Below are 14,294 nucleotides of genomic sequence, written 5' to 3'. Positions count from 1 at the left end.
TCCCCGGGCAGGGCGGCGGGGCCGCGGCGGCCACCGCACGCCGGCATCGCCCCTGACCGGTTCGGAGTGCGTCGCGCGCCGCTGCGCGCGAGACTCGCCGTAGACCCGACCAAGGAGCGTGCCGATGCGGACCGTCCGATGACCGCCCTGCTCGTGACCGGTGCCGGGGGTCCCGCGGGCCGCGCGCTCGGCGCGCAGCTCGCGGCCCGCGCCGCGGCGGGAGCCGACCTGACGTGGGTGGGGGTCGACATCGCCCCGGTCACCGACCCGCACTTCCCGGTCACCGACCACGCGCCGCGCGCCGACGCCTGGGACTACGCCTCCGGCATGCGGGACCTGATCGCCAGGCACGCCCCGGGCCTCGTGATCCCCACCGTGCAGGACGAGCTGGCGCAGGTCGCCGTGCTCGCCGAGGCGCTCGGCCGCGCCCCGGGGTCCGCGCACGGCCCGGCCGGCACGGTGCTCACGGCCTCCCCGGGCCCCGCCGCGATCGCCGCCGACAAGCTGCTGACCATGCTGGCGCTCGACCGCGCGGGCGTGCCGGTCCCCCGCCACGCGCCGCCCACGGACTTCCCGGGCGTACCCGAGGCGCTCGCCTGGGCCGGCGGGCCGCTGGTGGTCAAGCCCCGCGTCTCGCGCGGCGGGCGCGGGGTGCGGCTGGTCGAGTCGCCGGCGGACCTGCCGGGCCCCGCCTGGGCCGGCCTCGACGCCTCCTGGATCGTGCAGTCGTTCGCCGGCGGGACCGAGTACAGCCCGCAGCTGTACCGCACGCCGTCGGGCACGTGCACCGTGGTGGTCCTGGAGAAGACCGCCCTCGAGCAGGGGCGTGTCGGCAACGCGACCGCCGTGGTGCGGCTCGCCGAACGTGCCGAGCCCGACGTCGAGGAGACCGCCCGGCGGGCAGCCGACGCCCTGGGGCTGGTCGGCCCCGTCGACCTGGACGTCCGGCGCGACGCCTCCGGCACACCCGTCGTGCTGGAGGTCAACGGGCGGTTCGGCGCCAACTGCGCGCACGCCCCCGAGCTGCTGGACGCCGCGCTCGCCGCGTCGGCGAGACCCGCACCGGGCCCGCCCGCACAGGAGGTCGCCCGGTGACGCAGGCCCTGTCGGCAGCCGCCCTCGTGCTCGGCGTCACGATCCTCGTGGTCGGCTTCGTGCGGCTGCTCTTCGTCCCGTGCTCCGTGTGGTTCGAGGTGCGCCACCGGCCCCCGCCGGCCGGCACCCCGCCGCACGTCGGGACGTTCTTCGACGACGCGACGCCGGGCTCGCCGCCGTCGATCTCGGTCGTCGTGCCCGCGTACAACGAGGGCGTCGTGCTGGACGCCTGCGTGCGGTCCATCGCACGCAGCACCTACCCCGACTTCGAGGTCGTGTGCGTCGACGACGGCTCCACCGACGACACCTACGCCAAGCTGCGGGCGCTCGCCGCCGAGCTGCCCGGCGTCCGCGCGTTCACGCAGCCCAACGGGGGCAAGGGCGCCGCGCTCAACCACGGTGTCCGGCACGCGCACGGCGAGATCCTCGTGCTGGTCGACGCCGACGGCGTGTTCCGTCCCGACACGCTCACCGAGATGGTCCGCGCCTTCACCGACGAGGGCGTCGGCGCCGTGTGCGGCGACGACCGGACCGTGAACCTCGATCGGGTGCAGACCCGGTACCTGGCCCTGATCAGCCATGTCGGCACCGGGCTGGTGCGCCGTGCGCTGGACGTGCTGCACTGCCTGCCGATCGTCTCCGGCAACACCGGGGCCTTCCGCCGCGACGTCCTGGAACGCACCGGTCCCCTGCGCGAGGACACCGTGGGTGAGGACCTCGAGCTCACCTGGCGGGTGTACCGGGCCGGGTACCGGGTCGCGTTCGCGCCGCGCGCGCTGGTCCACGCGGAGTCGCCGTCCACGCTGCGCGGGCTCTGGAAGCAGCGGGTGCGCTGGGCGCGCGGCCTGCTGCAGGCCGTCCGGATCCACCGGAGCATGATCGGCAACCCCCGCTACGGGGTGTTCGGCCCCTACCTGGCGTTCAACGTCGTCACACAGGTGCTGGTGCCCGTGGTCCAGGTCGCCGCGTTCGTCATCCTCCTGGCCCTGGGGCTCCTGGGCGAGACGAGCGCCGTGCCGGACACGTTCTGGGCGGTGCTGCTGTTCATCGGGCTGCCCCTGTCGCTCGCCCTGCTCCTGCTCGCGGTCCTCCTGGACCGGTCCCCCGGCGACCTCCGGTACGCCTGGACCCTGCCCCTGTGGCCGTTCTTCTCGGCGCTGATGAGCCTGGTCATGCTCCGCGCGACCTGGCTGGAGCTGCGCGGTGCCGAGAACCGGTGGAACAAGCTCGACCGGACCGGGACCGTCTCCGTCGACACGGGATAGCGGACCCGGGACGCCGCCACGGGAGAGGCCCGGGCGCGGCTCGCCGGACAGGACGCCGGAGACGAGAGGACGGAACCATGGACCACCGTGCACGCCGCACCCTGACGCCCGGCATCGCCGCCGTCCTCGCGGTCGCGTGCGCCGCACCGCTCGCCGCCTGCTCCGGGGAGCCGACGGCGCCGACGGTGGGCCGCGCGCTCCTGGAGGCGCCGGACTTCCAGTCGGTCAGCCTGGGCATCGAGGACGTGGTCGATCCGGACCAGGACTGGGACGGTGTCCGGCAGCGGCTCGACGAGGTGCACGCCAACGCGGTGACCCTCGCGGCCGGCCGCGTCGAGTGGACCGCGTTCGACTGGCCCGACCACCCCGACGTCGCGGCGGAGTCCGGCCGGGACCACCTGGCCCACGCGATCGCCGAGACGGCACGCGGCCCCGAGGGCGAGCCGCGGTTCGTCGACCTCCTGATCGACGCCCTGACACCTGGCTGGATCGCGCGGGACCCGACGGTGGGAGGGATCGGCGCCGACGGGGTCCCCGCCGTCAACCAGCCGTCGGCCACGGCAATCCACGAGGGCCCCGTCGGGGACCGCTACCTCGAGCTCCTGGGGGAGCTCGCCGGCCGGTACCGGCCCGACCAGATCACGTTCACCGAGCTCAAGTTCGACGACGAGACCTTCGGTGACGACGACGCCGCCCTGTACCGGGAGATGACGGGCGCGGCGGACTGGCCGCGGCTCGAGGACGGGAGCATCGACGAGGACGCGCCCGAGCTCGCGCGGTGGCGGTCACAGGTGATCGCCGGCTTCCTGGACCGCGCGGCCGTCGTGCTGGACGACGTGGCCGCGGAGACGGGCAAGCGGCCCGCCCTCGCGGTGGACGTCCGTGTCGACTGGGACGACCCGGCCGCGGGACGGCCCGACGCCGGCCAGGACTACGAGGTGCTCGCCCGGCATGCCGACCGGCTGGTGCTGTGGGCCTTCGTCGGCATGACCCACCCGAACCAGACGCCCGACGACGTCGAGCGGCTCACCGCGGCGCTCGCCCGCTCCGGCATCCCGATCAGCGAGCTCACCGTCTCGGTGGGGCTCTGGGAGCAGAACCCCGACCTGGAGCCCGCCGCGACCATCGCCGAACAGGCGATGATCTCGCCGCGAGAGATGGCCGACGCGGTCCGCGCTGCTCGCACGCACGGCGTCACGGCGGTCAACGTCACCCCGTACGTCCTGATGACGGACGCGCACTGGACCGCCCTCAGCGAGGTGTGGACCCGGCTCCCGCCGACGAGCCCGTCGGCGACGACGAGCCCGTCGGCACCGTCACCGTGACCGTCGTCCCCTGGTCGGGCGCGCTGTCGACGCCCAGGGTGCCGCCGTGCGCCTCCACGACGGCGTGCGCGACCGGCAGCCCGAACCCGACGCCACCGGCCGGCCGGCCCGCGGCGTCGCGGGTCCGGCCGAAGGTCTCCTCGAGCCGCGCCAGCTCGCCGGGGCCCAGGCCGGGACCGGTGTCGGCGACCTCGAGCACCGCCTCCGGCGCCCCGTCCCGCCCCCCGGCCCGGACCGTCACCGCACCACCGCGCGGCGTGAGCTTGATCGCCCGGCCCACCAGGCTCTCGACCACCTGCGCCAGGAGGCCCTGGTCACCCTGGACCGGCGCCGGACCGGGCGCCGTCACCGTGAGCGACACCCCCGCCGCCCGGGCCGCCTGATCGAGCCCGACGCAGCAGGTGCGCACCACCCGGGCCAGGTCCACGTCCCGCCGTGCGACGTCCAGCCTCCCCGCCGAGATCTCCATGCTCACCACCAGCTCGTCGATCAGGCGCAGCAGGCGCCGCCCGTTGCGCTCGATGACCTCCACGTACCGCCGCTGCTCGTCGGTCAGCGGGCCCGCGGCCAGGAGCTGGGCGTACCCGAGCACCGGCGTCAGCGGCGAGCGCAGGTCGTGACCGACCGTGGCGATGAACTCGTCGTCCCCGGACCCCTCGCCCGGCGTCCTCACCCGTGCTCCGGCTCCCCGGCCGAGCCTTCCGCGGCCAGGCCCTCCGCGAACAGGCCCTGGCCGGACGGCAGGAGCCGCATCGTGGCCCGCACGGTCTCCAGCGGTTCCGCGTACCGGCCCCGCGTGTAGCGCGACCAGTATCGCGCGGTGGCCCGCACGATGTCCTCCGCCATGTAGTCCCGGTGCGCCTGCGAGGCGAACGCGCCCAGCATCCGCAGCTTCGTGCCCAGGTGCTCGGCGATGTCCACGAACCGGTCCGGCCGGTAGGCGATGGTCGACGACGGACTCTGGAAGCAGGCCAGGTCCGCCACGGCACGGGCCGCGACCTGCACGGACTGGTGCACCGCTCGATGGTCCTGGTGCCGGTCGTGCTCGCTGTGCGTGTAGACCTGGTCCGGCTGGACGTCCCGGATCGCCTCTTCCACCGCGGCGATCACGCCCGATGCCGGGTCCAGGTGCGTGTCCTCGAAGCCCAGGTGGATCAGCCGCGCACCCACGATGCCTGCGGCCGCCTGCGACTCCAGCTGCCGCGTCTCCGCCGGCCCGCCCACCGAGCCGCCCGACATCGTCAGGATCACCAGCCGGTCCCCGGCGCTCGCGTGCGCGGCGAGCGTGCCACCGACGCCGATCTCGACGTCGTCCGGGTGGGCGCCGACCGCCAGCACGGTCTTCTTCCGGTTCGCCGCGCGCCGCGCCCGGCCCTGGCCCGCGAGCGTCGTGGCCCGCTCGGTGAGCCGGGCGACGTCGACGGGCTTGACCAGGAAGTCGGCGGCGTCGCCGCGCAGCGCGCTCACCGCGTAGTCGACGCGGTTGTGCGCGGTCAGGACGATGATCGGGACGCCGGCGGCCAGCCGGTGCGCCTCCGGCAGGATCTGCAGGCCGGAGCGCCCCGGGAGCTCGACGTCGATCACCACGAGGTCGAAGCTCTCGGCCCGCAGGGCCGCCAGCGCGGTGTCCGCGTCCGCCGCGAGGACGACACGCAGCCCGGCGTGCTCCTCGAGGACGGTGCGCGTGAACGCCCCCGCGTCCGGGTCGTCCTCGACGACCAGCGCGGACCAGACCCCGGACGGTTCGTCCGAGGACGTGCCGGCGGTGACGTCCGCCATCGACCCTCCCCTCGGGGAGCGCCCGCCCCCGATCGCCTGGCCCCCACGGTATGCAGGAACGCGGCGGACCGCCCGTCGTCGGGCCGCGCGGCGGGCAGGCGGGACGACGGCGCAGGTCAGTGGAACGTCGTCGCGTAGTACGTCTGCCGGTCCACGGTCTCGACGGTCACGTCCCGGGTGCGCTCGAGGTGGCGGCGCAGGTGCTCGGCGAACCGCAGCGAGTCGTCGTTGAACCGGGACACGTCGTACGCGCACACGACGCGGTGCTCGGCGAGGTGGGCGACGAGCGCGTCGAGCATGTCCATGAAGGTGCGCGTGGCGCGCCGGCCGGGGTGCGCGAGCGTGAACCCGATGTACCAGACGGCCCCGCGCGCCGCGTGCCCCGGATAGCGGGCGGCGAAGAACTCGGGGCTCACCCACGGCACCGCGGCGAGGTCGGTGGCGAGCGTGGTGAGCCCGACCGGGTCGCCGTGCTCGTCCCGGGCCAGCAGCTTGGTCACGCGCGGGTCGGCCATCTCCTCGTCGAACTCGTCACGGCGCAGCACGTGCCGGGCGGCGGCACGCGTACGCAGCGGCGCGAACGCCTCGAGGTACAGGTCCCAGAAGCGCTCTGCGTCCCGGGCGTCCACGGTCCGCTCGAAGGCGACGTCAGCCACCGCCGAGCTCCCCCCAGCCCGCGCGCCGGTAGGTCGCGACGACCACGGCGCACACCGGCAGCGCGACGCACGTGATGCCTGCGACCCGCCGCCCCTCCGGGTGGTACACGCCGCCGCGCGTCACCGAGAGGTCCTCGAGACTGTGCGCCAGGTCCGAGGTGACCTGCTCCGGCGACGGTCCGTCGTGCTCGACGAACAGCCCGGCCCCGCTGTCGTCGTCGCGCCGCGACCAGGCGAGCCCCGCCCAGGCCTCGTGCCCCGGCAGGGACGCGTGCGCCCGCGCGTACACGCAGTACAGGGCGTCCCCGTGGCCGCCGCGCAGCTGGTCGCCGCCGTCCACCTCCAGGACCCGGCTGCCCGGCGGGACGATGGAGCTCAGCCGGACGAGGTTGTAGTCGCTGACGCCCGCGGCGGCGAGGGCGGCGTCGAACGCGGCGAGCGTGGTCCGCCCGGTACCGGTACCGGCACTGATCCGGATGGTCAGGGAATCGGTCAGGGAATCGGTCATCAGGTCCTTCAGGTCCTCGGGACATGGAGCTCGTCCGGTCTGCCGGCACCCCCCGGGCGGCCAGCCGCGGCATCGAGCAGGTCGAGCACGGAACGCAGGACGACGTCGGGCGCCGCACGACCCTTGGTCAGGAAGACCGTACGCCCGAGGCGCAGGTCCTCGCGCTCCTGAGAGCCCACCTCGGCACCCGAGTACACCACGAGCGGCACCCGGCTCAGGCGCCCGTCCCGGCGCAGCTCGGTGACGAGCTCCTGCCCGCTGCCGCCGGGCATCACCAGGTCCAGGACCAGGAGGTCGGGCTCGGCGCTGCGGGCGAGCACGTCCCGCGCCTCCGCCACCGAACCCGCCTGCGCGACGTCGAGCCCGCCGTTCTCCAGCACCGACACCACCACGCCCCGCAGGTCGTCGTCGTCCTCGACGACGAGCACCCGGTTGTGGTGCGGGCGGCGGCCGACGACGCTCCGGACCGTCTCGACGAGACGCGCGGGCTCCACGGGCTTGACGAGCCAGTCGTCCGCCAGCGCGGCCGTCTCCAGCGCGTCCACGGGACGCGTCCCGGACACCACGACGACCGGCACCCCGGCGGTCGCGGCGGACCACCGCAGCCGGTTCAGCACCTCCGCACCGCCAGTACCCGGCATCGCGAGGTCGAGCACGAGCGCGGCCGGGTGCTCGTCCTCCACGAGCTCGAGCGCCGCCTCCCCGTCCGTGACACCGACCACGTCGTACCCCCGCCCCTCCAGCACCGTGCGCAGCACCTCGACCACCTGCCGGTCGTCGTCCACCACGATCACCCGCGGCAGCGCCGACGCACCGTCCCGCGGCGCCTCGGGGGCGGCCACGGCCCGGGTGGCACGCGGGAGGGTGAACCGGAAGCTCGACCCCTGCCCCTCGCCCTCGCTGAGCGCCCACAGCTGCCCGCCGTGCCGCTCCACGATCGTGCGGGCGATCGCCAGCCCCAGCCCGGAACCGCCCCGCTCGCGGGTGTCCGAGGCGTCGACCTGCTCGAACCGGCGGAAGATCGTCTCGAGCTTGTCCGCCGGGATGCCCCGGCCCTCGTCGTCGACGTGCACCTCGACGAGCTCGCCCGCCGCCACGGCCGACACCCGGACCGTGCTGCCGGGCGGCGAGAACCGCACCGCGTTGCCCAGCAGGTTGGTCAGGGTCTGCACGATGCGCTCGCCGTCGGCCCGGACCACCTCGGCGGTGCCCGCCAGCCGCAGGGCGACCCCGGCGCGGTCCGCGAGGACCAGGACCTGGTCCACCGCCGTGGCCACGAGCCCGTCCACACGGTGCTCTGCCAGCTCCAGCCGCGTCGTGCCCGCGTCCAGGCGCTCGATGTCGAGGATGTCGTCCACGAGCCTGCCGAGGCGCTCGCTGCTCGCGAGCGCGATGCGGACCATGCGGGCGGCCTGCTGGGGCGAGGAGTCGAGGGCGCCGCTGTCGATGAGCCCGAGCGCGCCGCGCATCGCCGTCAGCGGCGTGCGCAGCTCGTGGCTCACCACGGAGACGAACTCGTCCTTGATGCGCTCCATCGCACGCCGCTCGGTGACGTCGCGGAAGGCGACGACCGCGCCGCGGACCCCGCCGTCGTCGCGCAGCGGGCTCGCGGTGACCTCCACGGGCACGTCCTGGCCGTCGAGGCGCCGGTAGACGTCCTGCTCGGCGGCGGCCGTCAGCCCGTCGCGCAGGGCGTCGGTGACGTAGCAGTCCTCGACCGGGTACGGGTTGCCGTCCTCGTCCGGCGCGTGGAACGTGGCGTGCGCGTCGTGGCCGACCAGATCGTCGGCGGACGCGCCGAGCATGTCCGCCGCGGCCGCGTTGACGAAGGTCACCCGCCCCTGGAGGTCCACCCCGTAGATCCCGTCGGCCACGGACTCGAGCGTCAGCGCGCGCTCGCTCGCCAGCGAGCGCAGCTGCTGGGTGCGCTCCTGCACGCGCCGCTCCAGCCCGTGACGCAGCGACTCGTTGTCTGCGACGACGAGGATCTGGCGCACGACGACGGCGACGAGCACGGCGACCCACAGGATGTTCGCCACCCACGGGAGCTGCTTGTCGGTCTGGCTGACGCGCACCAGGGCCGCCGCGAGGAAGATGCAGAACGTCACCACGGTGCCGAGCACCGGCGTGCCGTCCCCCGGCCGGGCGGCCTGCGAGCTGCCGGACGCCGCCGGGTGGCGGGCGGCGAGCGCGATGGCGACGTAGCCGCCGGCCCAGCCGAGGTCGACGGGGCTGCCGAAGGTGAAGCCGCCGGCGGCGGACAGCAGCGCGAAGGAGACGTCGGACGCGGTGTACAGCACGAACCCGCTGCCCACGAGCACGAGCGGCACCCGCTCGGCGGCGCTCGAACGGGTCATGACCAGGACGGCGAGGGTGGCGAGCAGGGCGTCGACCACGGGAAGCACGTAGGCCGTGAGCGCCGGCTGCGTCTCCCAGCGCTGCGGGTCGAGGGCGACGGCGAAGAACGCGATGTACAGGACCGAGCCGCCGACCACGATGCTGTCCAGCAGCATGCGCACGACGTCCCGCCCACGCGGGCGCAGCGCCGGGAACAGCGAGAGCCCGACGACGCCGAGCAGGAGGGCGGCGATGTAGGCGGCGTCCCCCGCCTCCGGGTCCCCGACGAGGCCGGCGTAGACGTTGCCTGCCAGCCCGACGACCCCGCCCAGGGAGAGGAAGCCCCACGCCCGGCGTCGGCGGCCGGTCGACCGCAGCGAGCGCTGCCCGCAGCTCGCCGCCGTGACGAAGCCGGCGGCGGCGATCGCGAGCATCGAGACCTGCTCACGCACTGCCTGGTCGAGCGGGCCGGCGAGCACGAGGACGAGCAGCAGCACGGCGATGCCGGCGACCCAGCACCAACGAACGAAATTGTCCCCTGCCCGCGCTGCAGCGCGTTGCGCTCGCATACCGCCGAGCGTAGGACACCATCGCCCGCCCCGCAGTTCAGCCCTCGTGCCACCCGAGGAGCTCGGCGACCTGACCGGGCAGGGTCAACGGGTCGAACGGCTTGGGGAGCACACCGGCGACGCCGAGGTCCTCGTACTGGCGCCGCTCCGCCGGCTGCACCTTGGCGGTCAGCAGGATCACCGGGACGTTCCGGGTGCGCGGGTCCTCCTGGAGCCGGACGAACGTCGTCGGCCCGTCCATCGTGGGCATCATGACGTCCAGGAGGACCGCGTCCGGCAGGTCCGCGCGGCACACGGCGATCGCCTGGGCCCCGGTGGAGGCGGTCTCCACCTTCCAGCCGGCGACGAGCTCCAGCCCGGTCTGCACGACCTCCCGGATCGCCTCGTCGTCATCGACCACCAGGACCCGGCGGGTCATCGGACCGCCTCCGGGAGTGCCGTCTCGTGCGCTGCCAGCATCTGCCGTACTACCTCCGGTGCGGGTCGGGGGTGAGGGTGTACTTCGTCTGCAGGTACTCGTGGATGCCCTCCGCGCCGCCCTCCCGGCCCAGCCCCGACTGCTTCCAGCCGCCGAACGGGGCCGCCGCGTTGGAGATGACGCCCATGTTGAGGCCCATCATGCCCGTCGCGAGGCGATCGATCATCCGCTGGCCACGGGCGAGGTCTTGCGTGTAGACGTAGGAGACGAGGCCGAACTCCGTGTCGTTGGCGAGCCGCACGGCATCGTCCTCGTCCTCGAACGGGACGACGGCGAGCACCGGGCCGAAGATCTCCTCGCGCAGGATGTCGCTGCCCGGGCGCACGTCGGTGACGACCGTGGCCGGGAAGAACGAGCCGGTGCCCTCGACCGGCTCGCCGCCGAGGCGGAGCGTCGCGCCCCGCTCCACGGCGTCGGCCACCAGGGAGGCGGACTTGGTCACCGCGTCGTCGTCGATGAGCGGCCCGATCGTGACGCCGTCCTCGGTGCCGCGGCCCATCCGGAACTCCGCGACGCGCCGGATCACCCGCTGCGCGAACTCCTCGGCGACCGACCGGTGCACGATGAACCGGTTGGCCGCCGTGCACGCCTGCCCGATGTTGCGGAACTTGGCCGCGAGCGCCCCGTCGACCGCGGCGTCCAGGTCGGCGTCGTCGAACACGACGAACGGCGCGTTGCCGCCCAGCTCCATCGACGTGCGCAGCACGCCGGGTGCGGCCTGCGCGAGCAGCTTGCGCCCCACGGGCGTGGAGCCGGTGAAGGACAGCTTGCGCAGCCGCGGGTCGCGGATGATCCGCTCCGAGACGGGCCCGGTGTTCGACGTCGTCACCACGTTCAGCACGCCCGCCGGCAGGCCGGCGTCCTCGAGGATCTGCGCGACGAGGAGAGTGGTCAGCGGCGTGAGCGACGCCGGCTTGACGACCACGGTGCAGCCGGCGGCCAGCGCCGGCGCGATCTTGCGGGTGGCCATGGCCAGCGGGAAGTTCCAGGGGGTGATGAGGAAGCAGGGCCCGACGGGGTGCTGGGACACGATCATGCGTCCGGTGCCCTCGGGGTTCGGACCGTAGCGGCCCTGGATGCGGGGGGCCTCCTCGCTGAACCAGCGGAGGAACTCGCCGCCGTAGGCGACCTCGCCGCGGGACTCGGCCAGGGGCTTGCCCATCTCGAGGGTCATGAGGAGCGCGACGTCCTCCTTGCGCTGCATGAGCAGGTCGAACGCACGGCGCAGGATCTCGCCGCGCTGCCGGGCGGGGGTGGCGGCCCAGTCGTCGGCGGCGGTGCACGCCGCGTCGAGGGCGGCGGCACCGTCGGCGACCGTGGCGCTGGCGATCTCCTTGATGACCGCTCCGGTGGCCGGGTCGCGCACGGCCAGGGTGCCGCCGTCCTCGGCGGGGCGCCAGCGGCCGCCGACGTGGAGGCCGTCGGGCACGGCGTCCAGGAGCTGGGTCTCGCGGGGGTCGGTCATGGTTGCTCGAACTCCTTCGTCTCGCGGGGTGTGCGGACCAGGCCCGCCGTCGTCGGACATCGTGGTGTCCGGCGGCGGTACGGCCGGCAGGTCGCAACGGATCGGCCGGCCGCGGTCCAGGGAGGCGGCCGTCGCGTGGCGCGCCGGGCAGTTCCCCGGCCGGGGAACATCTTCTCCCGCTCCCCGTCGAGAGCGGCGCGATCACGGAACTCGGCAAGACGGTCTGTCGTCGTCAGGGTATCGGACAGTGCTTGGCACAGTTTTTTGGCGCGGACCGGTGGTCGCGACCGCGCGGCCTGTCGCGGCGGCACCGGCGCAGCGCGCTCCTGGTCGCATCGTGTATGAAGTAACCACCGACTCATCACAGCAAGGAAGCTCATGACCTCGAGTACGACGGTGTCCGCGCCGCCACCGGGCGGCAACCTGCCCGCCCTGCCCGACGACCTTCGCGACAGGCTCACCCGCGCCCCGGTGGCGGGTCTGTCGGCGCAGCTGCGTGCCCGTGGGCTGAACGATGTCCATATCGACGGGCTCACGCCCCTGGACCCGGACGCCAAGCTCGTCGGGACCGCCCGGACGCTGCGGTTCGTCCCGCACCGTGAGGACCTGTTCGACAGGTTCGGTGGCGGTCACAACGCGCAGAAGCGGCTGTTCGACACCGTCGGGCCGGGTGAGGTCATCGTCATCGAGGCCCGCGGGGAGACCGGCGCAGCGACCCTGGGTGACGTCCTGGCCCTGCGCGCCCACTCCCGCGGTGCCGCGGGCGTGGTGACCGACGGCGGCGTGCGCGACCTCGCCGCCGTGCGTGAGGTGGGCCTGCCGGTGCACTGCGCCGGGCCGCACCCCGCGGTCCTGGGACGCCGGCACGTGCCCTGGGACACCGACCTTGCCGTCGCGTGCGGCGGAACCACCGTGCAGCCGGGCGACATCATCGTCGGCGACGCGGACGGCGTGGTCGTCATCCCTCCCGCACTCGCCCAGGAGGTCACCGACGCCGCACTGGCCAAGGAGGACGAGGACGCCTGGATCGCAGCCCGCGTCGCCGAGGGGCACCCGGTCGAAGGGCTGTTCCCCATGAACACCACCTGGCGCACCCGATACGAGGCGGGTGAGACGCCATGACCCTGCCCCCCGAGACGATCACCGCCCTGGCCGGCGAGCTCGCCGAGGCCGGCCGGCGCCGCACCGTGATCCCCCGCATCACCAGCCGCTACCCCACGGCCACCATCGAGGACTCCTACGCCGTCCAGGGCGTGTGGCGCGACGACCAGATCGCCGCCGGACGCCGGCTGGTGGGTCGCAAGATCGGGCTGACGTCCCGCGCCATGCAGGCCGCCACCGGCATCAGCGAACCCGACTACGGCGTCATGTTCGACGACACCGTGCACGACAGCGGCGCCACCCTGGCCACCGCGGACTTCTCGAACGTGCGCATCGAGGTCGAGCTCGCGTTCGTGCTCGACGCGCCGCTGCAGGGCCCGCACTGCAGCGTGTTCGACGTGCTGCGCGCCACCGAGTACGTCACCCCGGCCCTGGAGATCCTCAACTCGCACATCGAGCTGACCGGCCGCACCATCATCGACACCATCGCCGACAACGCCGCCTACGGCGCCATGGTCCTGGGCGGCAACCCCACCCGCCCCCACGACATCGACCTGCGCTGGGTCGGCGCACTGCTCTACCGCAACGAGACCATCGAGGAGACCGGCGTCGCCGCCGCCGTCCTGGGCCACCCCGCCACGGGCGTCGCCTGGCTCGCCAACAAGCTCGCGTCGCACGGCACGCGCCTCGAGGCGGGCGAGATCATCCTGGCCGGGTCCTTCACCCGGCCGATGTGGGTCAGCCCGGGCGACTCCGTGCTGTGCGACTACGGACCGATGGGAACCCTCACATGCCGCTTCACCTGACACCCACCCTCCGCGACAGGCTCCAGGCCGCCGGACACCCACTGGCAGGCATGTGGATCAGCACCGGCAGCCCCCTGGTCGCCGAGATCTGCGCCGGCTCCGGCCTGGACTGGCTCCTGATCGACATGGAACACGGCCCCAACGGCATCGAAGGGCTGCTCCCCCAGCTCCAGGCGACCGCCGCCTACCCGCCCACCACCGTCGTGCGCCTGCCCGCCCTCCTGCCCGTCATGATCAAACAAGTTCTCGACCTGGGCGCACAGAACCTCCTCATCCCCATGATCGACACCCCCGGACAAGCCGCGACCGCCGTCCAAGCGGTCCGCTACCCACCCCACGGCACCCGCGGGGTCGGCTCCGCCCTGGCCCGCTCCGCCCGCTGGAACCGCATCGAGGACTACCTCGCCGACGGCGACCACCACGTCTCCCTCACCGTCCAGATCGAGTCCACCACCGGCGTCGCGAACGCCGCCGAGATCGCGGCGGTCGACGGGGTCGACGGGGTCTTCGTCGGACCCAGCGACCTCGCCGCCTCCATGGGCCTGCTCGGACAGCAGACCCACCCCGACGTCACCGCCGGCGTCCTGCGCACGTTCGAAGCGGTCCGGTCCACCGGCACACCCGTCGGCGTCAACGCCTTCGACCCCGCGGTCGCGGACCACTACCTCGCAGCCGGCGCCTCCTTCATCCTCACCGGCGCCGACGTCACCCTCCTCGCCCGCGGCTCGACGGCCCTCGCGGAGAGGTTCGCCGCACCGCGCGGGTGACGCGGCGGCGGGCGCCGGGATCGCCGGGGACGGAGGACGAAGGAGCCCGGTCCGAGCTGCGGTGTGCGGCGGTAGACTTCAGGTTCTCCGGCGATCAGGCGGCGCCATGGCCGCGCCCCGCGGTGGCTCACCGTGCGGCGTGT

Annotated in this window: 12 protein-coding genes and 1 pseudogene; 6 read left to right on the top strand and 7 right to left on the bottom strand. The window is 74.2% G+C overall.

Going from position 1 to position 14,294, the window contains the following annotated elements; all coding sequences use genetic code 11:
* The first annotated feature begins 138 nt into the window (after positions 1-138).
* The 3 genes from ACYU96_RS10470 to ACYU96_RS10460 all read left to right on the top strand — a co-directional run bounded on the left by ACYU96_RS10470 (position 139) and on the right by ACYU96_RS10460 (position 3,685).
* Entirely contained in the window at positions 139-1,095 is a 957-nt protein-coding gene (locus ACYU96_RS10470; RefSeq protein WP_460752678.1) for an ATP-grasp domain-containing protein, read from the top strand.
* Positions 1,092-2,360 (top strand): glycosyltransferase family 2 protein, encoded by a 1,269-nt coding sequence (locus ACYU96_RS10465; protein ID WP_460752675.1) that lies wholly within the window; start codon positions 1,092-1,094, stop codon positions 2,358-2,360. The genes ACYU96_RS10470 and ACYU96_RS10465 overlap by 4 nt, the downstream gene beginning before the upstream one ends.
* A 77-nt stretch (positions 2,361-2,437) precedes the next feature.
* Positions 2,438-3,685 (top strand): hypothetical protein, encoded by a 1,248-nt coding sequence (locus tag ACYU96_RS10460; protein ID WP_460752672.1) that lies wholly within the window; start codon positions 2,438-2,440, stop codon positions 3,683-3,685.
* Here ACYU96_RS10460 and ACYU96_RS10455 read toward each other — a convergent pair.
* The 7 genes from ACYU96_RS10455 to ACYU96_RS10425 form a co-directional block, all read right to left on the bottom strand.
* Positions 3,612-4,358, bottom strand: a complete 747-nt coding sequence (locus tag ACYU96_RS10455) for a sensor histidine kinase (RefSeq protein ID WP_460752669.1) — start codon at positions 4,356-4,358, stop codon at positions 3,612-3,614. The two genes, ACYU96_RS10460 and ACYU96_RS10455, sit on opposite strands and share 74 nt — an antisense overlap.
* The gene (locus ACYU96_RS10450; RefSeq protein WP_460752667.1) at positions 4,355-5,464 is read right to left on the bottom strand and encodes a PIG-L deacetylase family protein; all 1,110 of its coding nucleotides are present in this window, start codon (positions 5,462-5,464) and stop codon (positions 4,355-4,357) included. Before ACYU96_RS10450 ends, ACYU96_RS10455 begins: the two co-directional genes overlap by 4 nt.
* Before the next feature lie 116 nt (positions 5,465-5,580).
* Positions 5,581-6,120 carry a hypothetical protein gene (locus ACYU96_RS10445; protein WP_460752664.1) on the bottom strand — a complete coding sequence of 180 codons (540 nt, stop codon included), beginning with the start codon at positions 6,118-6,120 and terminating at the stop codon, positions 5,581-5,583.
* Positions 6,113-6,628 (bottom strand): pyruvoyl-dependent arginine decarboxylase, encoded by a 516-nt coding sequence (locus tag ACYU96_RS10440; RefSeq protein ID WP_460752662.1) that lies wholly within the window; start codon positions 6,626-6,628, stop codon positions 6,113-6,115. The genes ACYU96_RS10445 and ACYU96_RS10440 overlap by 8 nt, the downstream gene beginning before the upstream one ends.
* A gap of 8 nt (positions 6,629-6,636) precedes the next feature.
* Complete coding sequence (locus ACYU96_RS10435; RefSeq protein ID WP_460752660.1) at positions 6,637-9,534, bottom strand: hybrid sensor histidine kinase/response regulator; 2,898 nt, start codon at positions 9,532-9,534, stop codon at positions 6,637-6,639.
* Positions 9,535-9,571: 37 nt separating this feature from the next.
* Entirely contained in the window at positions 9,572-9,952 is a 381-nt protein-coding gene (locus tag ACYU96_RS10430; RefSeq protein WP_460752657.1) for a response regulator, read from the bottom strand.
* A gap of 49 nt (positions 9,953-10,001) precedes the next feature.
* The gene (locus ACYU96_RS10425) at positions 10,002-11,477 is read right to left on the bottom strand and encodes an NAD-dependent succinate-semialdehyde dehydrogenase (RefSeq protein ID WP_460752655.1); all 1,476 of its coding nucleotides are present in this window, start codon (positions 11,475-11,477) and stop codon (positions 10,002-10,004) included.
* 426 nt (positions 11,478-11,903) lie between these two features.
* On the opposite strand from ACYU96_RS10425, the pseudogene ACYU96_RS10420 reads away from it, so the two are divergent.
* The 3 genes and pseudogenes from ACYU96_RS10420 to ACYU96_RS10410 all read left to right on the top strand — a co-directional run.
* Positions 11,904-12,599, top strand: a pseudogene (locus ACYU96_RS10420) (RraA family protein); the annotation flags it as partial.
* Positions 12,596-13,384 (top strand): fumarylacetoacetate hydrolase family protein, encoded by a 789-nt coding sequence (locus ACYU96_RS10415; RefSeq protein WP_460752652.1) that lies wholly within the window; start codon positions 12,596-12,598, stop codon positions 13,382-13,384. The pseudogene ACYU96_RS10420 and the gene ACYU96_RS10415, both read left to right, overlap by 4 nt.
* Entirely contained in the window at positions 13,369-14,151 is a 783-nt protein-coding gene (locus tag ACYU96_RS10410) for an HpcH/HpaI aldolase family protein (protein WP_460752649.1), read from the top strand. The genes ACYU96_RS10415 and ACYU96_RS10410 overlap by 16 nt, the downstream gene beginning before the upstream one ends.
* Positions 14,152-14,294 lie beyond the last annotated feature (143 nt).

The sequence above is a fragment of the Myceligenerans cantabricum genome, from assembly GCF_054777735.1.
The sequence above is the reverse complement of the archived record's forward strand: the minus strand, read 5'-3'. Positions and strand labels throughout refer to the sequence as shown.

Bases quoted from the DNA above. Each gene is read 5' to 3' on its own strand.
- ACYU96_RS10435 (WP_460752660.1), bottom strand. From the start codon at position 9,534: ATGCGAGCGCAACGCGCTGCAGCGCGGGCAGGGGACAATTTCGTTCGT.
- ACYU96_RS10430 (WP_460752657.1), bottom strand. From the start codon at position 9,952: ATGACCCGCCGGGTCCTGGTGGTCGATGACGACGAGGCGATCCGGGAG.
- ACYU96_RS10415 (WP_460752652.1), top strand. From the start codon at position 12,596: ATGACCCTGCCCCCCGAGACGATCACCGCCCTGGCCGGCGAGCTCGCC.
- ACYU96_RS10410 (WP_460752649.1), top strand. From the start codon at position 13,369: ATGCCGCTTCACCTGACACCCACCCTCCGCGACAGGCTCCAGGCCGCC.
- ACYU96_RS10470 (WP_460752678.1), top strand. From the start codon at position 139: ATGACCGCCCTGCTCGTGACCGGTGCCGGGGGTCCCGCGGGCCGCGCG.
- ACYU96_RS10440 (WP_460752662.1), bottom strand. From the start codon at position 6,628: ATGACCGATTCCCTGACCGATTCCCTGACCATCCGGATCAGTGCCGGT.
- ACYU96_RS10450 (WP_460752667.1), bottom strand. From the start codon at position 5,464: ATGGCGGACGTCACCGCCGGCACGTCCTCGGACGAACCGTCCGGGGTC.
- ACYU96_RS10425 (WP_460752655.1), bottom strand. From the start codon at position 11,477: ATGACCGACCCCCGCGAGACCCAGCTCCTGGACGCCGTGCCCGACGGC.
- ACYU96_RS10460 (WP_460752672.1), top strand. From the start codon at position 2,438: ATGGACCACCGTGCACGCCGCACCCTGACGCCCGGCATCGCCGCCGTC.